Here is a 26,039-nt window from a genome sequence, read left to right on the forward strand (position 1 = left end):
ATTTTTATCGATTTTTCAATGAACTATTTTCCTTCTTCAATAGAAAAAACTCCTTAGCTTTTTGGGTCAGTAATTCCCCTGCGTTTTTCAAGTTATACGCAAGGTCCCTACTTGGATTTTGTATTTCAAATACATCATGTACACCATTATTCAGCAAAACATTTTTAGGGACTTCCAACTTTCCGCAAATTGCAATTATATGGGTATTGTATTTTTTACCGAGTTTAATAACACCATGAATTAATTTGCCGTTCAATGTTTGTTCATCTATTTTTCCTTCACCAGTTACAATAAAATCAAAGGCATTGGCCTCAAGCAACTTTTCAACTTCAGAAAGTGTAAGGATGAAATCAATACCACTTAAATAACTGGCCCCTAAAAAGGTTTTTAAACCGTAAGCTGCGCCACCGGCAGCACCTGATCCCGGTTCTTGGGCATTTAACAATCCATAAGTTTCGGCAACTACGCGGTCCAAGTTTTCCAAGCCTTGATCTAACACCTTAATAATTTCTTCCGTAGCTCCTTTTTGGCCGGCGTATACATGTGCTGCCCCTTTAGCTCCAAATAGCGGATTACTAACATCGTTAACGGCATAAAAAGACACCTGTTTTAAATCTGCACTAACCCTACTATCATCTATTCTTCTTATCTGCTCCAAACTATTACCTATGGTAGGTAACCTTTTTCCTTTAGCATCTAAAAAAACATACCCCAGTGCACTTGCTATGCCTATTCCGCCATCATTGGTAGCACTGCCGCCCAAACCAATGTATATATTTTTTATCCCCTTTTGTACGGCATCCCTAATTTGCAACCCAGTACCGTAGGAACTTGTTAACATAGGATTTCTATCTTCTGGTCTTAACCGCTCCATACCAGATGCATTGGCCAACTCTATATATGCCGCGTTATCCTTTTTATTATATAGGTAATAAGAACGTAAAGGTTTTCCTAATGGATTTTCACTAATAATTTGAATAGAGATACATGGTTTATAACTGGAAACGGCATCTAAAAAACCATCTCCACCATCAGAGGCCTTAATAAATTTATAGGTAAAATCTACTCCTGCTTTTTGCACTCCGCGAATAAAAGCTTTTGAGACTTCCTCACTGGTTAAAGAGCCTTTAAATTTATCTGGTATGAGTAATAGTTTCATTTATCAAATATTTTTTGGGGGAAACTATCTATGGAAATATCCCATAATTCTGGGAGTACAAAATATACGAAAAAGGTTAATATAATAATTGATATGATATTCATAAAAAAACCTTTGCCCACCATATCCGGTATTCTTAAATATCCGGAACCAAATACTACTGCATTGGGCGGTGTGGCTACCGGAAGCATAAACGCACAAGATGCAGCAACCGCAGCACCAACCATAAGAACAAACGGATGCACGTCTATAGATAATGCCATAGGCGCCAAAACCGGCAACAGCATAGCAGTAGTGGCCAAATTGGAAGTAATTTCTGTTAAAAAATTCACTGCGGCAATAAGGACCGCAATCAATAAAAAAATTGGCAAACCTGCCAATGAGGTCATCTGGTTACCAATAAAAACGGCCAGTCCACTTACTTCAAACCCTTTTGCTAAGGCCATTCCTCCTCCAAACAGCAAAATAATTCCCCATGGCATTTTTACCGCTTCTTCCCAATTGATCAACTGCTGCCCTTTTGTTTTGGAAGGAATCAAAAACAAAAGAATGGCAAAAAAAATAGCAATGATCGTATCATCAATATTTGGCAATATTCTTTGAAGCAAAAAAGAACGGGTTATCCAGCAAAAGGCCGTCATAGCAAAAACCAAAGCTATGACCTTTTCCTCGTAACTTATTTTTCCTAAAGTGGTCAATAGCCTTCTTATCTCTTGCTTTCCTCCCGGAAAAGACTTTTGCTTAAAAGAAAATGCATAACGGGTCAAATATTTCCAACAAATGAACAGTAGCACTATAGAAATTGGCAAACCGAAGGCAAACCACTGCATAAATGTTATTTCATATCCATAAGTATCCAAAACCACGCCGGCCAGCACAAGATTTGGTGGTGTACCGATCAAGGTTGCCACACCTCCAATAGAGGCGCTATACGCTATGGCCAACATTAATGCTTTACCAAAGGTCTGGTTCTCATCTTCTACCGTAACCGGATTATCCTTTAATTGCTTTACAATTGCAAGCCCTATGGGCAACATCATAACGGAAGTGGCCGTATTAGAAATCCACATGGACAAAAATGCCGTTGCCACCATAAACCCCAAAATTATCTTGCGCACATCTGACCCAATGAAATTTATAATATGAAGTGCTATTCGCCTATGTAAGTTCCATTTTTCTATGACAATGGCTATTACAAATCCGCCCATATACAGAAATACGTACTTATGCCCAAATGAACCTGATGTAGATGCCAAATCCAATCCTCCTGAAAGGGGAAACAAAACCAAGGGCAATAATGCGGTAACAGCTATGGGAATAACCTCGGTAATCCACCATATGGCTATCCATAAGGTAGATGCCAATATTGCATTGGCTTCTTTAGACAGTCCTTCCGTATGAAAAAAGGTGATAATAAGTATAAAGGACAATGGCCCCAAGACCAGACCTAACCACTTAATTTTATGCATACATTGTTCATTCTAAGTTGAAATTACGGTTTTATCCGTAGCAAAAGAACGTCTTATTGAATTTTACCAATATTTGATCGCAAAATACCATAACCCAATAATGCCCAACCTACTATTAGGAACACACCACCTATTGGTGTTAGAAAACCAAAGGCTTTAAAGTTAAAATCTACCAGATTGTTAAGAGACAACATATAAATAGAAAATGAAAATAGCACAATACCTATGACCGTACATATATAAATTGCTTTTTTGAACGGTATAGTATCTGGCAACAATCCTAGTACCAGCAGGAATAAAGCATGGTACATCTGGTACCGGACACCGGTTTCAAATGTAGCGACCGCTTCTGCATCCACCAGATTTTTTAGACCATGGGCACCAAATGCACCTAAGACCACCGCCAACAATCCAAAAGAACACGCCGTACTTAAAATTGTTTTTTTCATAACTTTTATCTAATGTATTTTTATAAATGTAACATTTTGATACCTTAGTGTACTAATACCAATCAAAAATACTGAAATCGTATGATGCGCAAAATTCTAGTTATTGGGGCGGGCAAATCCACATCTTTTTTATTGGATTATCTTTTAAAAAAGGCTGATGCTGAGCATTTAGAAATTACCATTGGCGATATTGACCCCAGTACCATACCGGCACAAATTGCAAATCACCAACATTGCAAAATACTTTCTTTGGATATTTTTGACGAAACTGGCCGTAAAAAGGCCATAGCAAATACGGACCTTGTCATTTCCATGTTACCTGCAAGATTTCATATCAAGGTTGCACAAGATTGTGTTGAATATAAAAAACATATGGTTACCGCATCATACGTAAGTCCGGAAATGTTGGACCTAGACAAAAAAGTCAAAGAGCATAATTTGGTTTTCATGAACGAGATCGGTCTGGATCCCGGTCTGGACCACATGAGCGCCATGCAGGTAATTGACCGTATTCGTGAAAAAGGTGGCGAAATTATATTGTTTGAATCTTTTTGTGGCGGATTGGTGGCACCAGAAAACGACAATAATCTATGGAACTATAAGTTTACCTGGAATCCTAGAAATGTGGTACTGGCGGGGCAAGGAGGTACTGCCAAATTCATTCAAGAGGGCACCTACAAATACATTCCCTACCATAGGCTTTTTAGAAGAACCGAATTTTTTGAAATTGAAGGTTACGGAAGATTTGAAGGATACGCCAATAGAGACTCGCTCAATTACAGGGAAGCCTACAAACTACAAAATGCACTCACCATTTATAGGGGCACAATGCGCCGTGTTGGTTTTTCCAAAGCATGGAATATGTTTATTGAATTAGGGGTTACGGACGATTCTTACACTATAGAAAATTCTGAAAATATGAGTTATAGGGAATTCATCAACCTATTTCTACCCTATTCACCAACAGACTCCGTAGAACTTAAATTAAGGCATTATTTAAAGATTGATCAAGATGATATTAGGTGGGACAAGCTTTTGGAGCTGAATATTTTTGATAACAACAAAAAAATAGGCATACCCAACGCCACACCGGCACAGGCCCTGCAAAAAATCCTTGAAGATAGTTGGACATTAAAGGCGGATGAAAAAGATATGATCGTTATGTACCACAAATTTGGTTACAAATTAAATGGTCACGAAAAACAAATAGATTCCAAATTGGTGGTTACCGGAGAAAACCAAACATATACGGCAATGGCCAAAACCGTAGGGCTGCCGGTTGCAATTGCCGCAATAAAAATTTTAAACGGTACTATTACCACCCCTGGGGTTCAAATACCTATTACCAAAGAAGTATATGAACCTATTCTAGAAGAATTAAAAACGTATGGCATCAACTTTAAGGAATATGAGGTCCCTTATCTTGGCTATAACCCTAATGCCGTGGTAAGTTGATTTTTTAAGCTATCAATTTAAAACCAATTAGGTATTTTTATATTTTAATTTGAAATAAACCAATGAAAACACCTACTAGTTTGGCCAAGATTGATGGTATTGACAAGAAAATCCTAAGATTTTTAATGAATGATGCCAGAAAACCGGTTCTAGAAATTGCCCGCAGTATTGGAATATCTGGAGCGGCCATACATCAACGTTTACGAAAGCTAGAAGCTTCTGGTCTTTTGGCAGGTTCAAAATTCATTGTCAATCCAAAATCATTAGGCTACACCACAATGGCCTATATAGGTATCTATCTGGACAAAGCCATGAGCAACCCAATGGCGGTTAAGCAATTGGAAAAAATTCCTGAAATTCTGGAATGTCATTATACCACAGGTAACTGGTCTATTTTAATTAAGGTACTATGTAGGGACAATGAGCACTTAATGCAGGTTCTCAACAAGGAAATTCAACAAATTGAAGGTGTTTCTAGAACGGAAACCTTTATTTCATTGGCACAGCAAATAGACCGACAAATTTCCATTTAGATAGAGAGCAACAAAAGTTCTTCTGCATCAGGTTGCGGTTGTATTTTATCTTTTTTTGTAAAACCCAATTTGTTCAATAAAGCCAGCGAGCGCGTATTGCTTTCCTTACATATGGCAAGTATACTTGAACTTTTTAGCTGGTTCTTTCCAAATTGCACCATGGCATTTGATGCCTCGTAAGCATATCCAAAACCCTCATAGGCAGGCAAAAAGGCAAAGCCCAAATCCACGTAGTCCAAATAATCCCTTTTTAAAAGTCCGCAAATGCCTATGGGCACACCATTGCCCAAACACACCTTAAGCAGTCCAAAACCATGTTTTTCATAAGAAGGCATCAAATTATTCACAATATATTCTTCCGCTTTCTTTATGGTAGCTATTTGCTTATCCCCAATAAATTTTAACCACCCTTCACTGTTCAATAATTCATATATAAACCCAGCATCATCCAAGCCTATTGGTAATAACTGCAACCTTGTGGTATTCATTGGATTCAAATTTCTTTATTTAATAAAAAAACCCGTCTAAAAGACAGGTTTTTTATATCAACTATTTTCATATTAATCTCTACCGCCAAATACCTGTAGACCCCAATAAACCAAGGTGGCCAATGAGCCTATAGCAGCTACCAAATAGGTACGAGCCGCCCATTTTAAAGCATCTTCAGAGCCTTTGTATTCCTGAGGAGTAACAACGTTCTTATTTTTTAACCAAGCCAAGGCGCGGTTACTGGCATCATATTCTACAGGTAAGGTCACAAAACTGAACAAAGTGGCCATACCCATCATAATTAGACCCGCAACGGCTACCCAATATCCTAAACCTACTCCCGCAGCGGCACCCAATGCCAAACCTCCAAATACCACCCAAGTAGATAGGCTTGAAGTTACACTGACTATAGGTACTAATTTGGAACGCATACCCAACCACTCGTAAGCCTGTGCATGCTGAACGGCATGACCTACCTCATGTGCAGATACTGCTGCTGCTGCTGCATTTCTTTGGTTATACACCCCTTCACTTAAATTTACGGTTTTGTTCTTAGGATTATAATGGTCCGTAAGCATACCCGGGGTAGATACTACCTTTACATCTCTAATACCGTGGTCTGCCAACATTTTTTCGGCAATTTCCGCACCACTCATCCCATTTTGCAAATGGACTTTTGAATAATGCTTGAACTTACTCTTTAATTTACTACTAACCAACCAGCTGACCAATGCTATGGCACCGATCAATATATAATATCCCATCATAGTTTTTCAATTTTTAAATCGATTAAATATACTAAAGATTCATACTTAAAACAGAATCTATCAACTTAAAAGCAAAAACCCCGCCAAATTCCTTTAAGGATATGGCGAGGCATATTTTACTGACAAAATGTACAAGTTAGGCTACGACCTCTTCCCAACCAAATGCTTCAATTATTTCTTGATAAACTACGGTTCCTTCCACAATATTTAATCCTTTACTTAAGGATGCATCTTTGGCACAAGCCGCTTCCCAACCTAAATTGGCCAACTTTAATGCATACGGTAAAGTAACATTTGTCAAGGCCATAGTGGAAGTATATGGTACTGCCCCTGGCATATTAGCTACGGAGTAATGCACCACATCATCTATGATATAAATGGGGTCTTCATGTGTTGTAGGCTTGGTAGTCTCTACACATCCGCCCTGATCAACAGCTACATCTACGATAACGGTTCCGGGTCGCATTTCCTTTAGCATATCCCTAGTTATTAAATTGGGAGCTTTTGCTCCTTTTAATAACACCCCGCCAATAATTAAGTCGTGCGTTTTAATTAATCTTCTAATATTAAACTCATTTGAAAACTCCGTAACCACATGTGGCGGCATAACATCGTTTACATATCTTAAGCGTTTCATATTTATATCAAGTATAGTGACGTGAGCTCCTAAACCTGCTGCCATTTTTGCAGCTTGTATACCCACTACACCGGCGCCCAATACCAAAACCTTACCGGGAGCAACACCGGGAACACCTCCTAAAAGAACACCACGGCCCTTAACAGGTTTCTCTAAATACTTCGCTCCTTGTTGTATGGCCATTCTACCGGCAACCTCAGACATTGGCGTTAATAGTGGTAATGTACCCTCTTCATCTTCAACAGTTTCATAGGCAATACAAATAGCTTTTTGCCTGATCATTGCCTTGGTCAATGCCTCACTAGATGCAAAATGAAAGTAGGTAAATAGAATTTGACCTTTTTGTATTAATTCATATTCTTCCTCAATAGGTTCTTTAACCTTTACGATCATTTCGCTCATGGCGTATACCTGACCTATGGTATCTAAAATAATAGCTCCAGCTTGTTGATAATCTTGGTTAAAGAATCCACTGCCTTCACCGGCATCTGATTGTACATAAACCTTGTGGTTGTTCTTTACCAATTCGAAAACTCCGGCCGGTGTCATACCTACCCTGCTTTCATTGTTTTTGATTTCTTTTGGAATTCCAACGATCATGACGATATCATTTTAAATTATATCACAAAATTGACGCTAATTATACACATATCAAACATAAAATCGATAAAATGTAGGGGTACATTGTCAAAAAACTTAATTTAAACATATCAACCCCCTATTTTTTATAGGGCGTACACACTAAAATTTAATATTTACCCCAAACATACCCCTTTAATTCTAAATCTACGGAAATAAAACTATTCAATTTTATAATTTAAAACCGAAATATCCTTCATTCATATTTTCTCCTATTCTATTTCCCATGAATACGAAGAAAGGCGGTTATCTCATTTCATTTTTAAATGAGATAACCGCCTTTCATTAAAATTTAAACGATTAAAAATACCGTTTACTAGCCTACGATATTCACAATCTTGCCAGGTACAACAATCACCTTTTTAGGTGTTCTACCCGCAAGTTGTTGTTGTGTTTTTTCATGTGCCATAACCGCTGCTTCTATTTCATCTTTGCTTAAATCCAATGACAATTGCATAGTGAACTTCATTTTACCATTAAAAGAAATTGGATACTCCTTATCACTTTCCTTAATATACTTTTCTTCAAATTTTGGAAAAGGTGCCGTAGCTATAGATGTTGTATGACCCAACTTGCTCCATAGTTCTTCTGCAATATGTGGCGCATAAGGAGATACCAATATTGCCAAAGGCTCCAATACTTTTCTGCTTACACATTTTTGCGATGACAGTTCATTGACACAGATCATGAATGTAGATACCGATGTATTGAAACTAAAATTCTCAATATCTTCTTCTACCTTTTTTATGGTCTTATGCAATGTTTTCCATGATTCTTTAGAAGGCTCTTCTTCGCTTCGGCTACGCTCAGCGACCATACTTTCATCTAAGAACGGAGTATATAATTTCCAAAGTTTCTTTAAAAAACCATGCGCTCCGGTAATACCTGCCGTGTTCCAAGGTTTTGATTGCTCTAACGGACCTAAGAACATTTCATACAAACGCAAACTGTCTGCCCCATATTCCTCACAAATAGCATCCGGATTTACGACGTTGTATTTGGATTTGGACATTTTCTCGACTTCGCGACCTACTTTAAAAGAACCATCCTCTTCAGTAATGAATTCAGCATTAGCATATTCTTCTCTCCATTTTTTGAACCCTTCAATATCAAGTTCATCGGAAGCGTTCACTAATGATACATCAGCATGAATAGGTGTAACGTTCTTTCCTTCTATTAATCCTTTAGATATCAAAGTTCCATCCTCATCCCTATACACAAAAGCACTAGTCCCCGTAATCATCCCTTGATTAATCAGCTTCTTGGCAAACTCATCTTTAGGTACCAAACCTTTGTCGAACATGAACTTTTGCCAGAAACGAGAGTATAATAGATGACCTGTTGCGTGCTCACTACCACCTATATATAAATCTACATCTTGCCAGTAGTTAATGGCTTTTTCAGAGAATATCTCCTCGCTATTATGCGGGTCCATGTATCTATTAAAATATTGCGAACTACCTGCCCAACCTGGCATGGTATTCAACTCAAGAGCCCCACCTAACCTCCCCAAAGGGGAGGAATTATTAAATTCTTCTTCAGAAACCACTTTACCTTCATCACCATATTGCAACCAATACCATTCTTTAGCATTCCCCAATGGTGGTTCGCCGGTTTCGGTAGGCAAGTATTTATCAACTTCTGGTAATTCTAAAGGCAAGAATTTTTTATCTAACATTTGTGGCATACCATCTACATAATATACCGGGAAAGGTTCCCCCCAATATCTTTGGCGACTAAAAACGGCATCGCGTAAACGGTAGTTTATTTTTCCTTCGCCATGCCCAATTTTCTCCAACTCATAGATAGCCAGCTTCATCGCTTTCTTGTATGGTAATCCGTTCAAGAAATCAGAGTTGGCAATAATTGTTTTATCCTTATCGGCAAATGCCTCTTCAGAAATATCCACTCCCTCAAAAATATTAGGGATCGGTATATTAAAGTGTTTCGCAAAGTCATAATCGCGCTGATCTCCACATGGAACGGACATTACCGCCCCTGTTCCATAACCCGCCAATACGTAATCACCGATCCAAATAGGAATTGGCTCTTTGGTAAACGGATGTTCTGCATAAGCACCTGTAAATGCACCGGAAATGTTTTTTACATCTGCCATACGATCACGTTCAGAACGCTTTGCCGTTGCCTCAATATATGCCTCTACCTCAGCTTTCTGATCTGGTGTAGTTATTTTACCTACTAATTCATGCTCTGGTGCCAAGGTCATAAAAGACACTCCGAAAATGGTATCGGGCCTTGTTGTAAATACCTCAATCCCCCTAGCCCCCGAAGGGGGAATAATTTGCTGCTTCAGATTAGTTTCAATCTCTTCTAAAACAGCGTTTATATCACCAATTACTTTTTCATTCTTAAATCTTATGACTTTATACCCAAGACTATTTAAAACTTGAGTTCTATTTAAGTCTGCTTCCTTTTGAGTTTCATGAATTTCTCCATCTACTTCGACAATTAACTTTTTTGATAAGCAGACAAAGTCAACGATGAAATCACCTATTAAATGTTGTTGTCTAAATTTAAAACCAAGCTTTTTTGACTTTAAAGATTCCCAAAGAACCGATTCTGCTGCTGTTGGGTTATTTCTCATCTCCTTTGCCCTTTCTAGCAACAAATGAGAATTATTTCCACCAGTCATATAACCAGGTTTGGTTCCTTCCCCTTTGGGGAAGGTTAGGATGGGGAATATTACTGATGCTCCTTGACTTCTTCCAATCCAGTTGGTTTGTGAATCTTTCAATGGTTGCGGCCAATCTATCTTATCCAAGCCATCTAACAAACGTTGTGCATAAGCAGAAATGCGCATACTCCACTGCGTCATTTTTTTACGCACCACCGGGTGACCACCACGTTCCGATACTCCGTTTACAATTTCGTCATTTGCCAATACCGTACCTAGTGCAGGACACCAGTTTACCTCAGTATCCGCCAAGTACGTTAATCTATATTTTAAAAGAATTTCTTGTTTTTCTACATTAGAAAATGCTTTCCAATCATCCGCAGAAAAAATAGTTATATCATCATCACAAACCGCATTTACATTGGTATTACCTTCTGCCTCAAATGTAGCGACCAAGGTTGCTATATCTTCTGCCTTATCGGTATCTTTATTATACCACGAATTGAATATTTGAATAAATATCCACTGTGTCCATTTGTAGTATTCCGGACTAGAAGTTCTTACTTCCCTGCTCCAATCAAAGGAAAAACCCAATTGATCCAACTGCCTTCTATAGGTTTTAATATTGGCTGCCGTAGTAATTGCAGGATGCTGACCTGTTTGTATAGCATATTGTTCTGCAGGCAAACCAAAAGAATCATAGCCCTGTGGATGCAATACATTATAGCCTTTATGCCTTTTGTACCGTGCATAAATATCACTGGCAATATACCCTAACGGATGCCCAACATGGAGCCCCGCACCAGAAGGGTAAGGAAACATATCCAACACATAGAACTTTTCTTTATCAGAATCATTCTCCGCCTTAAATGTTTGGTTTTCTGCCCAGTATTTTTGCCATTTGGCCTCAATTTCGTTGAAATTGTATTGCATGATCTTTACTTCTTTTCTGTAAGCCGCAAAAATAGGTTTATTCTGCTAAAGGGAAAAGTTTAACCTGGTCGATAACTACTGTTCTAAACCATTATCAATTTACCACTATACAATACCCAAATCATTGAAGCCAACGCCGATAGGTTAATGAGGTAACCGAACAATTTCATCTGTGACAGCGTATATGCCCTATCCTTGAAAATCACAAAAATATCTAATAACATAAATGCCGAGAAGAGACCTAGAAATGATGCTAAAACGATATCTTGAAACCAATACCAGACCAGAACAGATTCGCACACCAAAATCATTAGCATTAATAATTTTGATTTCTTACGCCCAACCAAAGTTGCCGTGGTTCTTTTTCCCGAAGCCAAATCTGGCTCTATATCCATTATTTCGCCGGCAATATGTGCCTGAAATGCAAAAAATGACAAATACACCAATGTCTGCCATGGAAGCGTTTCCAAATCATTAAGCTCTATTGAAAAGAATACGGTAACAACATACCCAACCTGAATCAGTATTTCAAAAGGAGGTCGTTCCTTTATTCTAAACGGTTTAAAATTATAAAGGATATTTACGACTACCATAAATAGTAAAAGCAAGAACATTTTTAATCCGGATATAAAAGTGAACGCAATTACAAATACAGTTGTAAGTATTGTTATTTTAGTTAACACACCTTTAAGTTGCGACCTTGAAGCCTTTGCACCAAATAAAAAATTTCCTTTTCTAACGTTTACGGTATCGGCATTTACATCATTATAATCGTTTAGACCGTAGACCAAATAATTTAAGGGAAAGGTGACAAAAAACAGACCTAGCCAAAAATTAAAAGACTGCCAATAATCTAACTGATTAGCAAAAGGAACTAAATAGATCCAGATGGTAGGAAACCAAAGCCCTGGTCTGGAAATTTTCAAGTCCAACAAATTCAACATATAATGGAATTAAGTTCTCATCTTCGCAAAAATACCTTTCTCAGCACTGTAGTACTTTCAAAGCTATACTATAACTACTCATCTTTTTAAAAAGTATATCTTTAACCTTAAGATTATGAAGTGCCCCAAAACAATTTTACTTACATTACTATTCACCTGCAGTAGTGTTGCGATTCTCCAAGCACAACTAGGATTTTGCGGAGGAAGCTCCGGAGACCCCATTTTTACAGAAGATTTTGGTTCGGGAACAACTGACGGCCCTGAGCTTCCGCCGGGTACAACTTCCTATAATTTTACAACGGGCACTCCCAATGATGGGGATTATACCATTTCCAGTACCACAAATTATTTTGATTGGATTTCTATCCAAGACCACACCCCTGGAGATACCAATGGAAAGTCATTTATAGTCAATGCCAGTTTTACCGCGGGAGAATTCTATCAACGAGAGGTAGCCGGACTTTGCGAGAATACTACCTATGAATTTTCATCTTGGCTGATCAACTTACAATCTATTGGCAGTTGTGAAGGCAATAGCATACCGGTAAATGTACGATTTCAGATATGGGATGAAACGGACACCAATTTATTGGCACAGGGAGATACCGGAAGTATTGCTGCAAATGCTAACCAAGAATGGCAACAATACGCCTTGGTCTTTACTACAGAACCCGGACAAACTTCAGTAATTCTTAAAATGAGAAATAACAGTAACGGCGGATGTGGTAACGACCTGGCTATAGATGATATCGTATTTAAATCGTGTGGGGACCAGGTTACGGTAAGTACAAATGATGCTGAAGAAAGCTTGGTCATCTGTGAGGATGAAGGTAGTGTTTCCAGTACCATTATCGCTACACCGGACAATTCCATTTTCTCTTCCCATGCCTATCAATGGCAACAAAGTAGTGATCAACAGGTTTGGACGGATATTGCGAATGAAACCAGCAATACGCTGTCTACTCCGCCCATAACAGAAACTACCTATTACAGGGTCAAAATAGCAGAAGACCCTATTAATGTAAACAATGACCTCTGTAATATTGTTTCCAATGTATTTGATGTCGTGGTTTTACCCATACCCAACGCACCAATAAGCTCTGGTGATATAACTATTTGTGAAGGCGAAACAGGCATATTAACGGCCAATACCAATGCAGAATACACTATAAATTGGTATGACGCCCCCACGGGAGGCAATCTTTTGTTGGCTAACTCAACTAACTTTGAAACCGCTACTGCGGGCACGTATTATGCAGAGGCCGTTTCCACAACAATTAGTTGCTCCTCAACTTCCAGAACGGCCGTTACATTGAACATAAACCAAGCGCCTGTTATACAGGATGAGGAAGTTATCTTTTGCGAAGGAACAACGGCTACCTTAACTGCCAATATTGATAATGCCACCTATGAGTGGAATACTGGGGCATCAACTCGGGACATTACCATTGCTTCTCCTGGCACCTATACTGTTCTCATAAAAGATGCCAACGGGTGTTCGGCCACCAAAACGATCACTGTAAATCAAGTAGACCTGCCCATTATTGAAGCTATCAAGTCCAACGGAAGGTCCATTGAAATTTCAATAGAAAACAACGGGGATTATGAATTTTCCCTAGACGGAAATACCTATCAAGATAATTCTGTTTTTGAAACTGTAGAAGGTGGCAACTATACCATATATGTTCAAGACACCTCTAACTGTGGGGTCGTTACCCAAAACTTTGACCATTTGGTTATCCCTAAATTTTTTACACCAAATGGAGATACTGTAAACGATATATTTGAACTTGAGGGAACAAACGCTTTTCCCAACCTGCAAATATCCATATTTGATAGGTATGGAAAATTACTACTGAACAGCAATGCCAGCGCCCCAATCTGGGATGGGTCATTTCAAGGACAACAAATGCCTGAAGATGATTATTGGTACAAAATCATTACGGACAGCATGGAAATTAAGGGTCACTTTAGCCTTAAACGTTAACAGGTTGAAAAATTAAAGCTGCATTTAACTTTACTTTGCTATTTTTACTGCACTTTTAAGTGCTATATGGCAAACTCTTTCGAAAAATATCAACGACGCAAACTTATCTCATCATACTTTTCCGTAGTGTTAAGTATTGCTTTGGTATTGTTTTTATTGGGTATTTTGGGACTTTTGGTGTTGAATACTAAAAAATTGGCGGATCGCTCTAAGGAACAGATTACTATTTCAGTATTCCTAAAGGAAGACACCAAGGAGATTGAAGTGGAACAACTTCAAAAAACCTTGGCCATGTCAGAATATACCAAGTCGTCCACTTATGTATCCAAAGAAGAGGCCGCAAAACAACATAGTGAGGATATTGGTGAAGATTTTGTGGACTATCTAGGATACAATCCCTTAAAAAATTCAATTGATGTAAAATTGAAGGCAGATTTCGTAACGGCCGAAAAGGTCGAGGAAATTGCCTCTACACTTGGGGAAAAAAGTTTTGTGGATGAGGTTAGTTATGACCGGGTATTGGTGAGTATGGTAGCCAAAAGTGTAGAACAAATTGGTTTTTGGATATTGGTTGCCAGTGCCGTATTTACATTTATAGCAGTTTTATTGATCAATAGCTCCATAAGATTATCTATCTATTCTAAAAGATTTATTATCAAAACCATGCAAATGGTCGGCGCTACCAAAACCTTTATTAGAAAGCCTTTTATCTGGCAGAATATTAAATTGGGTATGATCGGTGCCGCTATAGCACTGTTGGCCATTGGCGGAGTGGTGTATTATTTGAACACCAATTTTCAGGATTTTGGTTTTTTTGACGAACCATATATTTTAATCATCCTCTTTGTAAGTGTATTTCTTTTGGGTATCCTTATTTCGTTCATTAGCACGTATTTTGCTACGCAACGATTCCTAAATCTTAGAACCGACGAATTATATTATTAAATTTGCGACATGAGTAAAAAGAATAAAGTAGAACAACCGCCTAAGCAGGAGTTTATCTTTCAAAAGAAGAATTACACCTTTATGTTCATAGGTATTGCTTTTATCGCATTAGGATTTATACTGATGAGTGGCGGTGGAAGTGACGACCCTAATGTATTTAATCCGGAAATATATAATTTTAGGAGAATACGTTTGGCACCTACCTTGGTATTGATCGGTCTAGGAATTGAGATCTACGCCATTTTACTTAACCCACACAAAAAGAAAGCATAATTGGATACCTTAGATGCAATACTGCTCGGAATCATTCAAGGATTGACCGAGTTTCTACCCGTTTCATCAAGTGGTCACCTTGAGTTGGGAAAAGCTATACTTGGTGACAACTCCTTACAAGAGGAAAGTTTATTGTTCACCGTTGTGCTACATTTTGCAACTGCATTAAGTACCATTGTGGTATTTAGGAAGGATGTCTGGGAAATTATAAGCGGATTGTTTCAATTTAAATGGAACGAGGAAAGTCAGTTCTCCATCAAGATCATTATTTCCATGATCCCTGCTGTAATAGTAGGCCTTTTTTTTGAAGAACAATTGGAAGCTTTTTTTGGAGGAAACATACGGTTTGTAGGGTTTATGTTGATCATAACGGCCGTTCTACTCTATTTTGCGGATAAAGCCAAGGACACCCAAAAGAAAGTAAGTTTTGGAAATGCGTTCATAGTAGGTATCTCCCAAGCAATTGCCATGCTGCCAGGTATCTCTCGTAGTGGGGCTACAATTTCTACCTCCGTATTGCTTGGGGTGGATAAATCCAAAGCGGCAAGATTTTCATTTTTAATGGTCGTTCCATTAATATTTGGTAAAATTGCCAAAGACCTATTGAGTGGAGACCTCAACTTTAGCGGGGAAAATAACGTGGCCATGGGTGCTGGTTTTATAGCTGCTTTTGTAGCAGGATTGGCCGCCTGTACATGGATGATCAAACTGGTACGCAAAAGCAAGTTGTCCTACTTCGCCATTTATTGCCTTATTGTAGGATTAATAGCCGTAGTCTACGGATTTACGAATTCATAATTCAACCCTCCATTAATTAAACCGTAACCATACATGGAAAATATTACGAAAGAAGATTTTCTAAACGGTAAGGTATTGTTAATAGATAAGCCATTGGATTGGTCCTCTTTTCAAGCGGTCAACAAATTAAAATGGGCCATTAGAAAAAAGTTCAGTTTAAAGAAATTTAAAATTGGCCATGCGGGAACCCTTGACCCATTAGCAACAGGACTTTTGGTCATTTGTACCGGTAAGTTCACAAAGAAGATTACCGAATTTCAAGGCCAAGAAAAAGAGTATACCGGTGTTATTACCTTGGGCAGCACCACACCTTCTTACGATCTTGAAACCGAAATCAATGAAACCTTCACTACCGATCATATTTCCCCAGAACTGATCCATAAAACAACCGCCCAATTTATAGGTGATATTGAGCAAGCACCACCGGTCTTTTCCGCTTTAAAGAAAGATGGTAAACGCTTATATGAGTTGGCAAGAGAAGGAAAAACCGTGGATATACCAAAGCGTAAAGTACATGTAAGTGCTTTTGAAATTACCAATATTGACGGATTGAATGTCCACTTCAGAATTGCGTGTAGCAAGGGTACGTATATACGGTCTATGGCACATGATTTTGGAAAAGCATTAGATTCTGGCGCACATTTAACCGCCTTAAGAAGAACCAAAATAGGTGATTTTAACGTAGATAAAGCTCAAGACCCATTGGTCTTTTCCGAAGTATTATTAAAAACCGATGATCGTTCTTAATCGAATTTTTACCCATTGGTATCTAGGGTTTTAAAATATTTTGGTATAATTGAGGTTATATTACCATGAATCTAAACAGACAACAATTATCATTGCTTATTACATTTCTTAGCATGGCTATAGTGATACTGGTATTGTTCAGTATGCAGTTGGGCGGCAAGGAAGAAAGGCATGATGATTATGTTGTTGAAATGGTGATGGACGAGGAGATTCTTGAGGAAATTTTGGAAGAAGAAAAAACCAAGGAAACCCAGGACGACAGCGACCCCATTAAAAGCCATTTGGCTTATAATGAAACGGCCAAGCCTAGCTACGGTAATCCAGAACCGCTTAAAACTTTAGATGATATTTTACAAGAGCGAAGCGAAATGGAAGAGGGTGCTACCACTGAGCATCTTGTTGCAGATGAGGGTTATGAAGAACGCATAAAGGCCTTGGCCAAAAAGAGGGAGGAACAGAAACAACTTCTTGGTGAAAAAGAAGCCCAAAAAAAAGAATTTACCAATAACTTGGCCGCACGACGAACATCGGTTTCCTACTCTTTGCTCAACAGAACCAATTATAGATTACCGCCTCCAATTTATACCTGTATAGAAGGTGGTAAAGTGGTCATTAATATTGTAGTAAACGAGCTAGGATACGTCACAGATGCAGATTTTAATGAACGTAGTTCCGGCACCTCTAATGGTTGCCTTGTAGAAAATGCCATAGCCTACGCCTTAAAATCCCGTTTCAACTCCTCTAATAAGAAATCGCAGAAAGGTTCTATTACCTATTTATTTCAGGGGAAGTAATTTCAACAAATCCTCTAAAATACTTTGCCCTTTATCTTTATTATAAAAAATTTGTAGATCCTGCTTAAAAGCCGGTGTCAATTTACCATGCGCATTCTTATAATTGTTCACCAACACGGTGGCCTTGGTAGACCGTGGGCCCCAAGTAGCCATCATAGTACCTTCTTTTTGATCCATGGCTATTAATTTAGGAATAGACCTTGCTCCATTTGTTAAAAAACGGTCCATAATCGGCAAATTCTCATCGCGCAAAATTATTGCCAATGAAATATTAGGGTTGATTTTGGTTATCTTATGCATTACCGGCAATGCGGGAGAAGCATCTCCGCACCAGCTTTCTGTCAATACCATCCAAGAAACAGATTGATCTACACTTTTTATTTTAGCAATCACCTCATCACTGAACGTCAATTTTTTATCCCACCTACGCATACGGCTATTGTTCAATTGGGTGTACTGTATTAATGCTTCGGTCTGTTCCGGCCCTGTAGTAGCGCCCTTTTCCGCCAAATCTGACACCAAGGTCCTGTATTCATCATACGTGTATACATTGACCGCCAAACCTTTCTTTATAATATCTACCGCTAACTCCATAAGATTACCTTATTCAATCCTTTTAACGTAGGTATTAGTAGCTAACTAAATGCAATACTTACAAATTTTCCGGATTCACTGCCAGACTATTGAATAATTTGGCCTTTGCGGTAAAGTACTTGTTCTCTACCTGATTTTTCTTTAAGACGGCATCAATTAACTTGGTCTCTCTTGAATTGATCAAGAACAGCGAACTTTCCCCAAAACTGAACTTACGTTCTTCGGCCGCCAAAAGGGCTTTATAACTGGCTACAATATCATTTATAAGGTTGTTTTGATTCTCAAAAGAGTCCAGTTCATTATAAATTGCCACTATTTTGTTCTGTATTTGTACCTGGGCATTATCATACTCAAATTGGGCATCTCTAAGTTTTAATTTTGCTAATTTTAAATCTCCCCGCTCCTTTCTAAGGAATAAAGGCAGCTCAAAATTTAATCCGCCCTTATAATTCTGTGGTTCCAGTGAATTTATATATTCCGGAGTTTCCGTAATGAACTTATATTCCACATCAATTTTAGGTAAAAGCTTATTTGTTTTTAAACGTTTATCCACAATCAACCCATCTATTTTATATCCTAACGACTTTAGTTTAGGATGATTTTCCAGTGCAAAACTGTCTAAAGGCTTCCCTAAAATTTCCAAAGCTTGGTCTATCTCCGCATCTAGAAAAATATCCGGGGTCACATTCTCTTGAAGTTCCATGGGAATATTTTCTCCCATCCAAAGAAAATTAGATAGTTCAAGCCTTGCGTTTCGCAACGTAACTTTTGCCTGCTCTAGCTCTAACGCCCTATTCTGGACGGCAATTTTGGCCTCTACAGTATCTATTGCAGCAATTTCACCCGCCAAAGCACTTTTATTTACACCCTTTAGCCTCACCTTTGCATTCTCTAAAAAATCATTGAACAACAAACTATTTCTATAGGCCTGTAGCCAATTAAAATAAGCCAAAGAAGCATCAAACAAAATTTGATTGACCAAAATGTCCCTATCCGCTTTTGACTGTTCCCTAAAGAATTTTGCCATTTTTAAGATGGCCATGCGCTCATTGATCCATGAACCACGACCCAAGGACAAGGCTACCCCTGCACTGTACAGTCCGTCTTCCGGCACGGTACGTTCTGCATTCAAATATTCCCCTGAATATTGCTCAAAGTCTCCCTTTAACTCAATACCATACCAGGTTGGTATCTTAAATGTGGCATTCAACAAATCATAATATTCAGTACCCTTAAATTCTTTTCCTGAATAATCTACTTGTACTTTAGGATCAAAACCACCTCTGGCCTTTAATAAATTAGCCTGACCAATGTCTAGCGCCAAATTGGCCTGCCGAGCAATTGGATGGTATTTTTTTACATAACCTAGGTACTCTTTAAAATTTAACTGTAGGCTGTCCACATTTTGGGCATTTGCAATACTACCGGCACAAAAACAAATTATAAGCAATAACCGTCTCATCATTATTTTTTTACTGGTTTATCCTGTGCTCCATTGGGCTGATAATAGTTTGGCGGAAAACCATTTAACTGCCTCCAAAGTTCATACCAAATAGGTACATCTTCCAATAAGGCAATAGTATTGGCCCCTGATCCAACCCTAAGTGCATCTGGCCATGGTTGGTCATTTTTATCCGGAGAAAGCAACACCCTATATTTTCCATCAGTATTTATAAAGGTTTCTATGGCCACAACCTCACCTGCATACGTACCGTAAGATGCATTGGGCCAACCGCTGAATACAATGGCCGGCCAACCATCAAACTGTATTCTTACCTTTTCCCCTAAATGAATGAGCGGCAGGTCTATGGGGTTCACAAAAGTTTCTACAGCCATATCATAGTCCGCGGGCATTATACCAACTAGCGGGGCACCTTCTTTAAAAGCCTCACCAATACCTGCTTTTATTACCTTATTGATATAACCGTTCTGTGGTGCCTTTATATAGCGCAGGTCGTTACGCATTTTATAATTGGTAAAGTTATTTTCCAATTTACTTACTTGTGCCTCAGAATCAAACTGATTGGACATTGCCGTATACTTATCACTCTGCGCTTTGGAAATTTTATCCGTATACGAAGCCTGTACCCTATTAATTTCTACCTCGGCGTTTAGAATTTCATTTTTAGCCGCAAGAAGTTTATTCTGCTGAGAAACTAATTTTGCCTGGGTCTCTTGCAACTTTAAGCGTTTTTCTTCCACATCTGTAACCGCTTTCAACCCTTCGCTCTGCAATTGCTCCGTACGTTCATACTGCCGTTCCGCAATCTTTATATTGGTTTTGGCAGCTTCAAATTCAATACTATCGCTCTCAGCTTTTAACCGTGCTTGCAACAACTTGTTCCTGGCCTGTTCCAATTTTAGCTTTCTTTCGTTATACAATGCAGCTATTTGATTATCCAAAGCTTTAACTTTCTCTTCATAAGAGGTTACAGATGAAGTTTTGGACTTTAGCTGTTGCCCTGTACGTTCTACCAAATTAGGGTCAAAATATTCTGACTTAATCTCGGAGATAAATAATATGGTGTCGCCTTTTTTTACATAATCCCCTTCTCTAACAAACCATTTTTCTATACGGCCAGGTATTGGTGATTGTATGGTCTGTGGTCTTTGCCCGGGCTCAAGAGTGGTTAAATACCCTCTAGCGTTAATGGTCTGGGTCCAAGGCAAGAAAAGAACTATGACACCAATTACAGCAAATGCGAACAAAAAGCGATTAAAGTGCTTGTAGTGTCTATAATGAAAGACTTTTTGGGCCGATTTAAAATGGTCCAAAGAAACCTTTTCGTTAAGTTTTTTATGAGATATATTCAACATGGGTACCTACAATTCGTTAATTATTTTACCTTTTTCCATTGTAATAATACGAGAACATGTATTGATCCATTTGTCATTTTCACTGACCACGACCAACGCCCAACCATTAGCGGGATCACTTAAAAACTTTAGAATCTTATCCGCTTCATCAATATTAAATTGTTCCAAGGGGTCCTTGAGCAATAACAACTTAGGTTTTCTAACAATACTTCTTGCCAGAACAATTTTTTTGGATACGGTATGGGGAATCTGTTTTCCTTCAGGATAAATGACCGTATTCAATCCTTTGGCCTGGCTTTTGACAAAGTCCGTTAGACCTACCTTATCCAATGCCCAATACACCTGTTCATTACTTATTTCCTTATCGCCAAAGGTGATATTGTTCATTATAGTGCCTTCAAAAGGAGATTCCTCTAACAGGGATTGGCCCAGCTTTGATCGGTAATAATTAAGGTTCATACCCCTTAAGGAAACCCCATTTACATAAACCCCACCACTATCTGGCTCTAAAATTCCCGCAATGATCCTCAACAACGTATTTTTTCCCGAACCGCTATTTCCCCGTAATAGAATTGTACAGCTAGGAGTAATGGTCAAATTTAAATTAGCTATAATCACCCTTTTATCATGCGGTACGCTGTAGGTTATATCATTTAATTCTATGGTTAAGGATTCCTCATCAGTAAAAGGCTTTTCCCCTTCTTGGGACTCAAGCTCCTTATCTACCACTTGACCCATCTTTTCCAAGGATGTAAGCAGATCATAAAAGGTTTCTAGACCCAAAATCAGTTTTTCTACCGAGGTTATGACAAGAAGGATAATAATTTCTGCCGCCACAAACTGCCCAATATTCATCTCTTGGTTCAACACCAAAAGCCCACCGATCAATAAAAGTCCGGCTGTTACTAACACCTTAAAACCGATCATCTGAATAAACTGAAGCACCAATACCCTAAAATGGCTTTCCCTGGCATTGAGATACCCTACCACCAACGTATCATTCTTTTCCAAGGCATGTGAGGTTTTGCCTGATAGCTTAAAACTTACAATACACCTGGCCACTTCCTGTAACCAATGTACAACTTGGTATTTGCTTTTAGATTCTTCCAAACTAGTATCCAAACCTCGTTGGGCAGTGAATTTAAATACTATATATATGAGCAATAACAATAGTAGCCCATAAGCTATAAAAAAAGGATGGTAGAAAGACAAAAGGAGTAACCCAAAGACAATTTGTAGCAAAGCCGCAGGGAAATCTATCAATACTTTTGAGAGGGACTTTTGTATGGTCAGGGTATCAAAAAATCTGTTGGCCAATTCTGGTGGATAGTAATTATGAAGTTCGCTCATTTTAATTTTAGGAAATCTGTAAGCAAATTCAAATGAAGAACGGGTGAAGATTTTTTGCTGCACATTTTCAATAATTCGTATCTGCATTAATTGCAATATTCCTACAAATGCCACCCCTAGAGTAACCAATATTACCAGAACAATCCAGGAAGTACTGACTTGCGCCCCTTGCAACAAATTTATTATGGCCTGTATACCCAATGGTAAGGAAAGGTTAACGACACCGGCAAAGACGGCATAATAAAACACTTGAAAAATATCTCGTTTATCCAGTTTTAAAAGTCCTAGAAAACGTTGCCATGAGGTTAGAAGTTTCTTACTCATTTATTGGTGTGTTTAATGTATTAAAAACTAAATGTGTCAAGTATTCCGTAATGGCTACTTTATCATTACAATCTGTCAATGTAGAAAAATGGTCCTTTAAATAATGTTGGTGCAAGGCACTTTCCAATAAAGTACTTGCCAAACTAGAAGGAAATTTATACGAAGCGTTAACACCCTTGATCATTTCTCCTATTCTACTCACCATACGTTTATATACGGTGAAATACCCTTCTTTATTCTCATTATCCACTTCTTTGGTTAAATAGGATTTGGAATACTCATTTATTACTATTTCATTTAATATCACCTCATTAATATGGGAGAAAGAAGCATCTATTTTAACTTCACTGGTTAAAATACTGATGCCTTTTATCAGTTTTTCCTTAGGATCTTGAATGCTGTGGGTAGCAAAAACCAAATGATACTCCATCCAACCCCAATACCATGAAGTTAGATATATCAACAACTTATGCTTGTTTTCAAAATAACGGTATATAGAGCTTTCGTTAGAACCTATTGCTTTACCTAGTTTTTTAAAAGTAAAGTTCTCCCACCCCAATTTGTTGATCAAAAGAATACTATGCTCAATAATATTTTTACCAAGCTCAGAAGATTCCGGATCCTTTACATACAACTTATCGTTGATCTTAATTTTTACTCCTTGTAACAGTCTTTCCATAACCGTGATATAAAATGGATTCAAATTTAATAGTATTACTATTATAAATTGATAGTTATACAAATTTTAACGATAGTTTTGCTATTCTGTTTAAAGCCACAGAATTTCCTACTTTTAACAAATGGCACTTACCCAACCTGTAAAGCAAGGCATTAACTACATTTAACCTATTTTTATGGACATTTATATGGTATGGATAAATTAAACAAATGTGGCTGGTGCAAAGGGGATACCCTGTATGAAAATTATCATGATATTGAATGGGGCACGCCGGTAAAAGATGATGCCACCTTATTTGAGTTTTTGGTATTAGAAACATTTCAAGCTGGGTTAAGTTGGATAACCATCTTACGTAAGCGGGAAAATTTTAGAAAGGCTTTTGATAACTTCGACTATCAAAAAATAGCACGTTACAAGGAAGCGAAAATTGTAGATTTACTGCAAGATAAAGGCATTATAAGAAATAAATTAAAAATACATGCTACCGTGACCAATGCACAAGCATTCATGGAAATTCAAAAAGAATACGGCTCATTTAGTGACTATATTTGGAAATTTGTTGACAATGACCCCATTAAAAACCAGGTGGTAAATTATAAGGAAGCGCCCGCAAATACATCAATTTCAGATACTATAAGCAAGAACTTAAAAAAGCGTGGATTCAAATTTGTTGGCAGCACGGTAATATATGCTTTTATGCAAGCAACGGGGATGGTCAATGACCATGAAATTAGTTGTTTTAGATATAATCAGGTATAGATGTAAACATGATAACCTTTTGAACAAAACTATGCGCATTGCTTTATCCGTATTCCTTTTTTATTGCACCATTGGTTTTGCGCAACATTCAATGGAGCGTGAATTTAGAATACTAAAAAAACAATTTCCCACACGTTCCATACTGCTTATCAACGAACATGTTCAACATATTAAACGCTTAAAATTTTATCAGGAAATAGACAGTTCTAAATCAATTTATTTGGCCAAATTTAAAAAAGACAATCTTTGGTATGGTATACAGTTTAAAGATAACGGCGATTTAGATCATATTCAGATTACTATTGACCCTGTAGATATTCCTAATGAAACCTATACCCAAGTACAAACCTATTTGAACAATACTTTCTCTAAATTTAAAATTAAAAGAATTTATCAGCAATATAATTCAAAAAATGAGCCTGTAGCATTGACTTTTAGAAATGCCTTTCAAAACCTAATTTTACCTTCTGTATATTATGAGTTCATTATTACCGGAAAGAAGAATACGCACAGGGACCAATATGAACTCCTTTTTGATGCTGAAGGAAATTTAGTAAGCACACGTACGGCGCCCCAGAATTATGACCATATATTATATTAGATAAGGACAATTACCTAAGCAGTTTCATAAATGCCTGCCTAGATATTTCCTCTGCACCCATACTTGCCAAATGCGCGGTATACAATTGGCAATCTATTGCCTTATACCCTTTGACCTTAGCTTCTTCCGCTAATTTAATAAAGGCAAATTTTGAGGCATTGGAAGTTAAACTGAACATACTCTCTCCACAAAAAACATGGCCTAAATCAATTCCATAAAGTCCGCCAACCAAGGTATCCTTTTCCCAAACCTCATAAGATTTGGCATATCCCGCATCATGTAATTTACTATAGGCGTTTTTCATTTGCTCCGTGATCCAAGTACCCTCTTGCCCATCTCTTTTTACACTGGAGCAATACTGCAAAACCTGTGCAAAGCAGGTATTCTTTGTTAATCTAAAACGATTATCCCTAAGCACCTTACGCATGCTTTTAGAAATATTTACTTTATCTGGATACAATACCATTCTAGGATCGGGGCTCCACCATAATATGGGAGAATCATCATTAAACCAAGGAAATATTCCGCTCTTATAGGCCAACACCAAACGTTCTACGGACAAATCTCCCCCAACAGCCAAAAGTCCTTCACTATTCGCAGTCTCTACGGGAGGAAATTCTACGTTATCCGTTAAATAAAATAATTTATGGGGCCTATTCACTTGGTTACTATTATTATATGGTCTTAAAACAAAAAACTTGCCCAACCTTTTGTTGAACAAGTTTTAAAATTTAAACCGTGTACACTTTATATGCTATGCCCAACCTTTTTAAAAAGGAAGGTCATCATGATCTTCTTCATTTAAATTATCCGCCGGTTGAAAAGCTTCCATTGGCGGTACAGGTGGCATACCAGGTTCTGGCGCAGATTGCGATACATTCTCTATTCTCCAACCTTGGATAGAATTAAAATATTTTACCTGTCCTTGTGGGTTAGTCCATTCCCTTCCCCTTAAATTAATACTGACCTTAACATCTTGACCAACCGCATAGCTATTCAACATGTCACATTTATCCTGTACAAACTCAATCATTATATGCTGCGGGTACTGCTCATCTGTTGTGACTACCAATTCTCTTTTTCTAAACCCATTATTACCAAATGTTTGGGTTTCTCCGATCAATTTTACTTTACCTTCTATTTCCATGTTGAACTCTTTTTACAATAAAGACCAAAAATACATAAAATGATGCGGTATTAAAACAAGCTTAACCAATAACAACACAACAATTATTTACATTTGATGTTATCCTTAATAATAG

Annotated in this window: 25 protein-coding genes; 10 read left to right on the plus strand and 15 right to left on the minus strand. The window is 37.9% G+C overall.

What is annotated here, in order from left to right; all coding sequences use genetic code 11:
- Positions 1–4: 4 nt before the first annotated feature.
- Genes ABVM52_RS05915 through ABVM52_RS05925 form a run of 3 tightly spaced genes read right to left on the minus strand, consistent with a single transcriptional unit; the run spans position 5 to position 3,077 of the window.
- Positions 5–1,159, minus strand: a complete 1,155-nt coding sequence (locus ABVM52_RS05915; RefSeq protein WP_405384487.1) for a glycerate kinase — start codon at positions 1,157–1,159, stop codon at positions 5–7.
- The gene (locus ABVM52_RS05920) at positions 1,156–2,628 is read right to left on the minus strand and encodes an SLC13 family permease (RefSeq protein WP_405384488.1); all 1,473 of its coding nucleotides are present in this window, start codon (positions 2,626–2,628) and stop codon (positions 1,156–1,158) included. Before ABVM52_RS05920 ends, ABVM52_RS05915 begins: the two co-directional genes overlap by 4 nt.
- A gap of 53 nt (positions 2,629–2,681) precedes the next feature.
- Positions 2,682–3,077, minus strand: a complete 396-nt coding sequence (locus tag ABVM52_RS05925; protein ID WP_405384489.1) for a DUF423 domain-containing protein — start codon at positions 3,075–3,077, stop codon at positions 2,682–2,684.
- 81 nt (positions 3,078–3,158) lie between these two features.
- Between ABVM52_RS05925 and ABVM52_RS05930 the strand changes: the two genes are divergently transcribed.
- Entirely contained in the window at positions 3,159–4,532 is a 1,374-nt protein-coding gene (locus ABVM52_RS05930; protein ID WP_405384490.1) for a saccharopine dehydrogenase family protein, read from the plus strand.
- Between the two features lie 62 nt (positions 4,533–4,594).
- Complete coding sequence (locus tag ABVM52_RS05935; protein WP_405384491.1) at positions 4,595–5,065, plus strand: Lrp/AsnC ligand binding domain-containing protein; 471 nt, start codon at positions 4,595–4,597, stop codon at positions 5,063–5,065.
- Here the strand turns inward: ABVM52_RS05935 and ABVM52_RS05940 are convergent.
- From ABVM52_RS05940 to ABVM52_RS05960, 5 genes are all read right to left on the minus strand, one after another.
- Positions 5,062–5,553: a GNAT family N-acetyltransferase gene (locus tag ABVM52_RS05940; protein WP_405384492.1), complete on the minus strand. Its 492-nt coding sequence runs from the start codon at positions 5,551–5,553 to the stop codon at positions 5,062–5,064. The two genes, ABVM52_RS05935 and ABVM52_RS05940, sit on opposite strands and share 4 nt — an antisense overlap.
- A gap of 72 nt (positions 5,554–5,625) precedes the next feature.
- Positions 5,626–6,321 (minus strand): zinc metallopeptidase, encoded by a 696-nt coding sequence (locus tag ABVM52_RS05945; protein WP_405384493.1) that lies wholly within the window; start codon positions 6,319–6,321, stop codon positions 5,626–5,628.
- 136 nt (positions 6,322–6,457) lie between these two features.
- Positions 6,458–7,558, minus strand: a complete 1,101-nt coding sequence (gene ald / locus ABVM52_RS05950; protein ID WP_405384494.1) for an alanine dehydrogenase — start codon at positions 7,556–7,558, stop codon at positions 6,458–6,460.
- A 355-nt stretch (positions 7,559–7,913) separates the two neighbouring features.
- Positions 7,914–11,165: a leucine--tRNA ligase gene (locus ABVM52_RS05955; protein WP_405384495.1), complete on the minus strand. Its 3,252-nt coding sequence runs from the start codon at positions 11,163–11,165 to the stop codon at positions 7,914–7,916.
- 83 nt (positions 11,166–11,248) lie between these two features.
- Positions 11,249–12,109, minus strand: a complete 861-nt coding sequence (locus tag ABVM52_RS05960) for a UbiA family prenyltransferase (RefSeq protein ID WP_405384496.1) — start codon at positions 12,107–12,109, stop codon at positions 11,249–11,251.
- Positions 12,110–12,224: 115 nt separating this feature from the next.
- Here ABVM52_RS05960 and ABVM52_RS05965 point away from each other — a divergent pair, with 115 nt between their 5' ends.
- From ABVM52_RS05965 to ABVM52_RS05990, 6 genes are all read left to right on the plus strand, one after another.
- Positions 12,225–14,096: a T9SS type B sorting domain-containing protein gene (locus tag ABVM52_RS05965; RefSeq protein ID WP_405384497.1), complete on the plus strand. Its 1,872-nt coding sequence runs from the start codon at positions 12,225–12,227 to the stop codon at positions 14,094–14,096.
- Positions 14,097–14,162: 66 nt separating this feature from the next.
- Positions 14,163–15,041 carry a cell division protein FtsX gene (locus tag ABVM52_RS05970; RefSeq protein WP_405384498.1) on the plus strand — a complete coding sequence of 293 codons (879 nt, stop codon included), beginning with the start codon at positions 14,163–14,165 and terminating at the stop codon, positions 15,039–15,041.
- A gap of 9 nt (positions 15,042–15,050) precedes the next feature.
- Positions 15,051–15,314, plus strand: coding sequence for a DUF3098 domain-containing protein (locus ABVM52_RS05975; RefSeq protein ID WP_405384499.1), 264 nt, complete (start codon positions 15,051–15,053; stop codon positions 15,312–15,314).
- The gene (locus ABVM52_RS05980; protein WP_405384500.1) at positions 15,315–16,112 is read left to right on the plus strand and encodes an undecaprenyl-diphosphate phosphatase; all 798 of its coding nucleotides are present in this window, start codon (positions 15,315–15,317) and stop codon (positions 16,110–16,112) included.
- 33 nt (positions 16,113–16,145) lie between these two features.
- Entirely contained in the window at positions 16,146–16,859 is a 714-nt protein-coding gene (gene truB / locus ABVM52_RS05985) for a tRNA pseudouridine(55) synthase TruB (protein ID WP_405384501.1), read from the plus strand.
- A gap of 113 nt (positions 16,860–16,972) precedes the next feature.
- Positions 16,973–17,653, plus strand: a complete 681-nt coding sequence (locus tag ABVM52_RS05990; RefSeq protein ID WP_405384502.1) for a hypothetical protein — start codon at positions 16,973–16,975, stop codon at positions 17,651–17,653.
- Here ABVM52_RS05990 and ABVM52_RS05995 read toward each other — a convergent pair.
- The 5 genes from ABVM52_RS05995 to ABVM52_RS06015 are packed head-to-tail and all read right to left on the minus strand — an operon-like array spanning position 17,636 to position 23,417.
- Positions 17,636–18,247, minus strand: coding sequence for a thioredoxin family protein (locus ABVM52_RS05995; protein WP_405384503.1), 612 nt, complete (start codon positions 18,245–18,247; stop codon positions 17,636–17,638). The genes ABVM52_RS05990 and ABVM52_RS05995 overlap by 18 nt on opposite strands.
- A 58-nt stretch (positions 18,248–18,305) precedes the next feature.
- Positions 18,306–19,712 carry a TolC family protein gene (locus ABVM52_RS06000; RefSeq protein ID WP_405384504.1) on the minus strand — a complete coding sequence of 469 codons (1,407 nt, stop codon included), beginning with the start codon at positions 19,710–19,712 and terminating at the stop codon, positions 18,306–18,308.
- Entirely contained in the window at positions 19,712–21,064 is a 1,353-nt protein-coding gene (locus tag ABVM52_RS06005; protein ID WP_405384505.1) for an HlyD family secretion protein, read from the minus strand. The genes ABVM52_RS06000 and ABVM52_RS06005 overlap by 1 nt, the downstream gene beginning before the upstream one ends.
- 6 nt (positions 21,065–21,070) lie before the next feature.
- Positions 21,071–22,738: a peptidase domain-containing ABC transporter gene (locus ABVM52_RS06010; protein WP_405384506.1), complete on the minus strand. Its 1,668-nt coding sequence runs from the start codon at positions 22,736–22,738 to the stop codon at positions 21,071–21,073.
- Complete coding sequence (locus tag ABVM52_RS06015) at positions 22,731–23,417, minus strand: TetR/AcrR family transcriptional regulator (RefSeq protein ID WP_405384507.1); 687 nt, start codon at positions 23,415–23,417, stop codon at positions 22,731–22,733. Before ABVM52_RS06015 ends, ABVM52_RS06010 begins: the two co-directional genes overlap by 8 nt.
- A gap of 192 nt (positions 23,418–23,609) precedes the next feature.
- On the opposite strand from ABVM52_RS06015, the gene ABVM52_RS06020 reads away from it, so the two are divergent.
- Entirely contained in the window at positions 23,610–24,176 is a 567-nt protein-coding gene (locus tag ABVM52_RS06020; protein WP_405384508.1) for a DNA-3-methyladenine glycosylase I, read from the plus strand.
- 31 nt (positions 24,177–24,207) lie between these two features.
- A complete protein-coding gene (locus tag ABVM52_RS06025; RefSeq protein WP_405384509.1) occupies positions 24,208–24,777 on the plus strand; it encodes a hypothetical protein in 570 nt (189 codons plus the stop codon).
- Between the two features lie 10 nt (positions 24,778–24,787).
- Here the strand turns inward: ABVM52_RS06025 and aat are convergent, their stop codons facing one another.
- Together aat and ABVM52_RS06035 are read right to left on the minus strand one after the other, a co-directional pair.
- Positions 24,788–25,438 carry a leucyl/phenylalanyl-tRNA--protein transferase gene (gene aat / locus ABVM52_RS06030; protein WP_405385106.1) on the minus strand — a complete coding sequence of 217 codons (651 nt, stop codon included), beginning with the start codon at positions 25,436–25,438 and terminating at the stop codon, positions 24,788–24,790.
- A 108-nt stretch (positions 25,439–25,546) separates the two neighbouring features.
- Positions 25,547–25,924 (minus strand): DUF3127 domain-containing protein, encoded by a 378-nt coding sequence (locus tag ABVM52_RS06035; RefSeq protein WP_405384510.1) that lies wholly within the window; start codon positions 25,922–25,924, stop codon positions 25,547–25,549.
- Positions 25,925–26,039 lie beyond the last annotated feature (115 nt).

Source organism: Maribacter sp. LLG6340-A2 (genome assembly GCF_045057105.1).
Taxonomy (GTDB): Bacteria; Bacteroidota; Bacteroidia; order Flavobacteriales; family Flavobacteriaceae; genus Maribacter.

Excerpts from the sequence above, each read along its gene's own strand:
- ABVM52_RS05915 (WP_405384487.1), bottom strand. The coding sequence starts at position 1,159 with ATGAAACTATTACTCATACCAGATAAATTTAAAGGCTCTTTAACCAGT.
- ABVM52_RS05920 (WP_405384488.1), bottom strand. The coding sequence starts at position 2,628 with ATGCATAAAATTAAGTGGTTAGGTCTGGTCTTGGGGCCATTGTCCTTT.
- ABVM52_RS05925 (WP_405384489.1), bottom strand. The coding sequence starts at position 3,077 with ATGAAAAAAACAATTTTAAGTACGGCGTGTTCTTTTGGATTGTTGGCG.
- ABVM52_RS05930 (WP_405384490.1), top strand. The coding sequence starts at position 3,159 with ATGATGCGCAAAATTCTAGTTATTGGGGCGGGCAAATCCACATCTTTT.
- ABVM52_RS05935 (WP_405384491.1), top strand. The coding sequence starts at position 4,595 with ATGAAAACACCTACTAGTTTGGCCAAGATTGATGGTATTGACAAGAAA.
- ABVM52_RS05940 (WP_405384492.1), bottom strand. The coding sequence starts at position 5,553 with ATGAATACCACAAGGTTGCAGTTATTACCAATAGGCTTGGATGATGCT.
- ABVM52_RS05945 (WP_405384493.1), bottom strand. The coding sequence starts at position 6,321 with ATGATGGGATATTATATATTGATCGGTGCCATAGCATTGGTCAGCTGG.
- ald (WP_405384494.1), bottom strand. The coding sequence starts at position 7,558 with ATGATCGTTGGAATTCCAAAAGAAATCAAAAACAATGAAAGCAGGGTA.
- ABVM52_RS05955 (WP_405384495.1), bottom strand. The coding sequence starts at position 11,165 with ATGCAATACAATTTCAACGAAATTGAGGCCAAATGGCAAAAATACTGG.
- ABVM52_RS05960 (WP_405384496.1), bottom strand. The coding sequence starts at position 12,109 with ATGTTGAATTTGTTGGACTTGAAAATTTCCAGACCAGGGCTTTGGTTT.
- ABVM52_RS05965 (WP_405384497.1), top strand. The coding sequence starts at position 12,225 with ATGAAGTGCCCCAAAACAATTTTACTTACATTACTATTCACCTGCAGT.
- ABVM52_RS05970 (WP_405384498.1), top strand. The coding sequence starts at position 14,163 with ATGGCAAACTCTTTCGAAAAATATCAACGACGCAAACTTATCTCATCA.
- ABVM52_RS05975 (WP_405384499.1), top strand. The coding sequence starts at position 15,051 with ATGAGTAAAAAGAATAAAGTAGAACAACCGCCTAAGCAGGAGTTTATC.
- truB (WP_405384501.1), top strand. The coding sequence starts at position 16,146 with ATGGAAAATATTACGAAAGAAGATTTTCTAAACGGTAAGGTATTGTTA.
- ABVM52_RS05990 (WP_405384502.1), top strand. The coding sequence starts at position 16,973 with ATGGCTATAGTGATACTGGTATTGTTCAGTATGCAGTTGGGCGGCAAG.
- ABVM52_RS05995 (WP_405384503.1), bottom strand. The coding sequence starts at position 18,247 with ATGGAGTTAGCGGTAGATATTATAAAGAAAGGTTTGGCGGTCAATGTA.
- ABVM52_RS06000 (WP_405384504.1), bottom strand. The coding sequence starts at position 19,712 with ATGATGAGACGGTTATTGCTTATAATTTGTTTTTGTGCCGGTAGTATT.
- ABVM52_RS06005 (WP_405384505.1), bottom strand. The coding sequence starts at position 21,064 with ATGTTGAATATATCTCATAAAAAACTTAACGAAAAGGTTTCTTTGGAC.
- ABVM52_RS06010 (WP_405384506.1), bottom strand. The coding sequence starts at position 22,738 with ATGAGTAAGAAACTTCTAACCTCATGGCAACGTTTTCTAGGACTTTTA.
- ABVM52_RS06015 (WP_405384507.1), bottom strand. The coding sequence starts at position 23,417 with ATGGAAAGACTGTTACAAGGAGTAAAAATTAAGATCAACGATAAGTTG.
- ABVM52_RS06020 (WP_405384508.1), top strand. The coding sequence starts at position 23,610 with ATGGATAAATTAAACAAATGTGGCTGGTGCAAAGGGGATACCCTGTAT.
- ABVM52_RS06025 (WP_405384509.1), top strand. The coding sequence starts at position 24,208 with ATGCGCATTGCTTTATCCGTATTCCTTTTTTATTGCACCATTGGTTTT.
- ABVM52_RS06035 (WP_405384510.1), bottom strand. The coding sequence starts at position 25,924 with ATGGAAATAGAAGGTAAAGTAAAATTGATCGGAGAAACCCAAACATTT.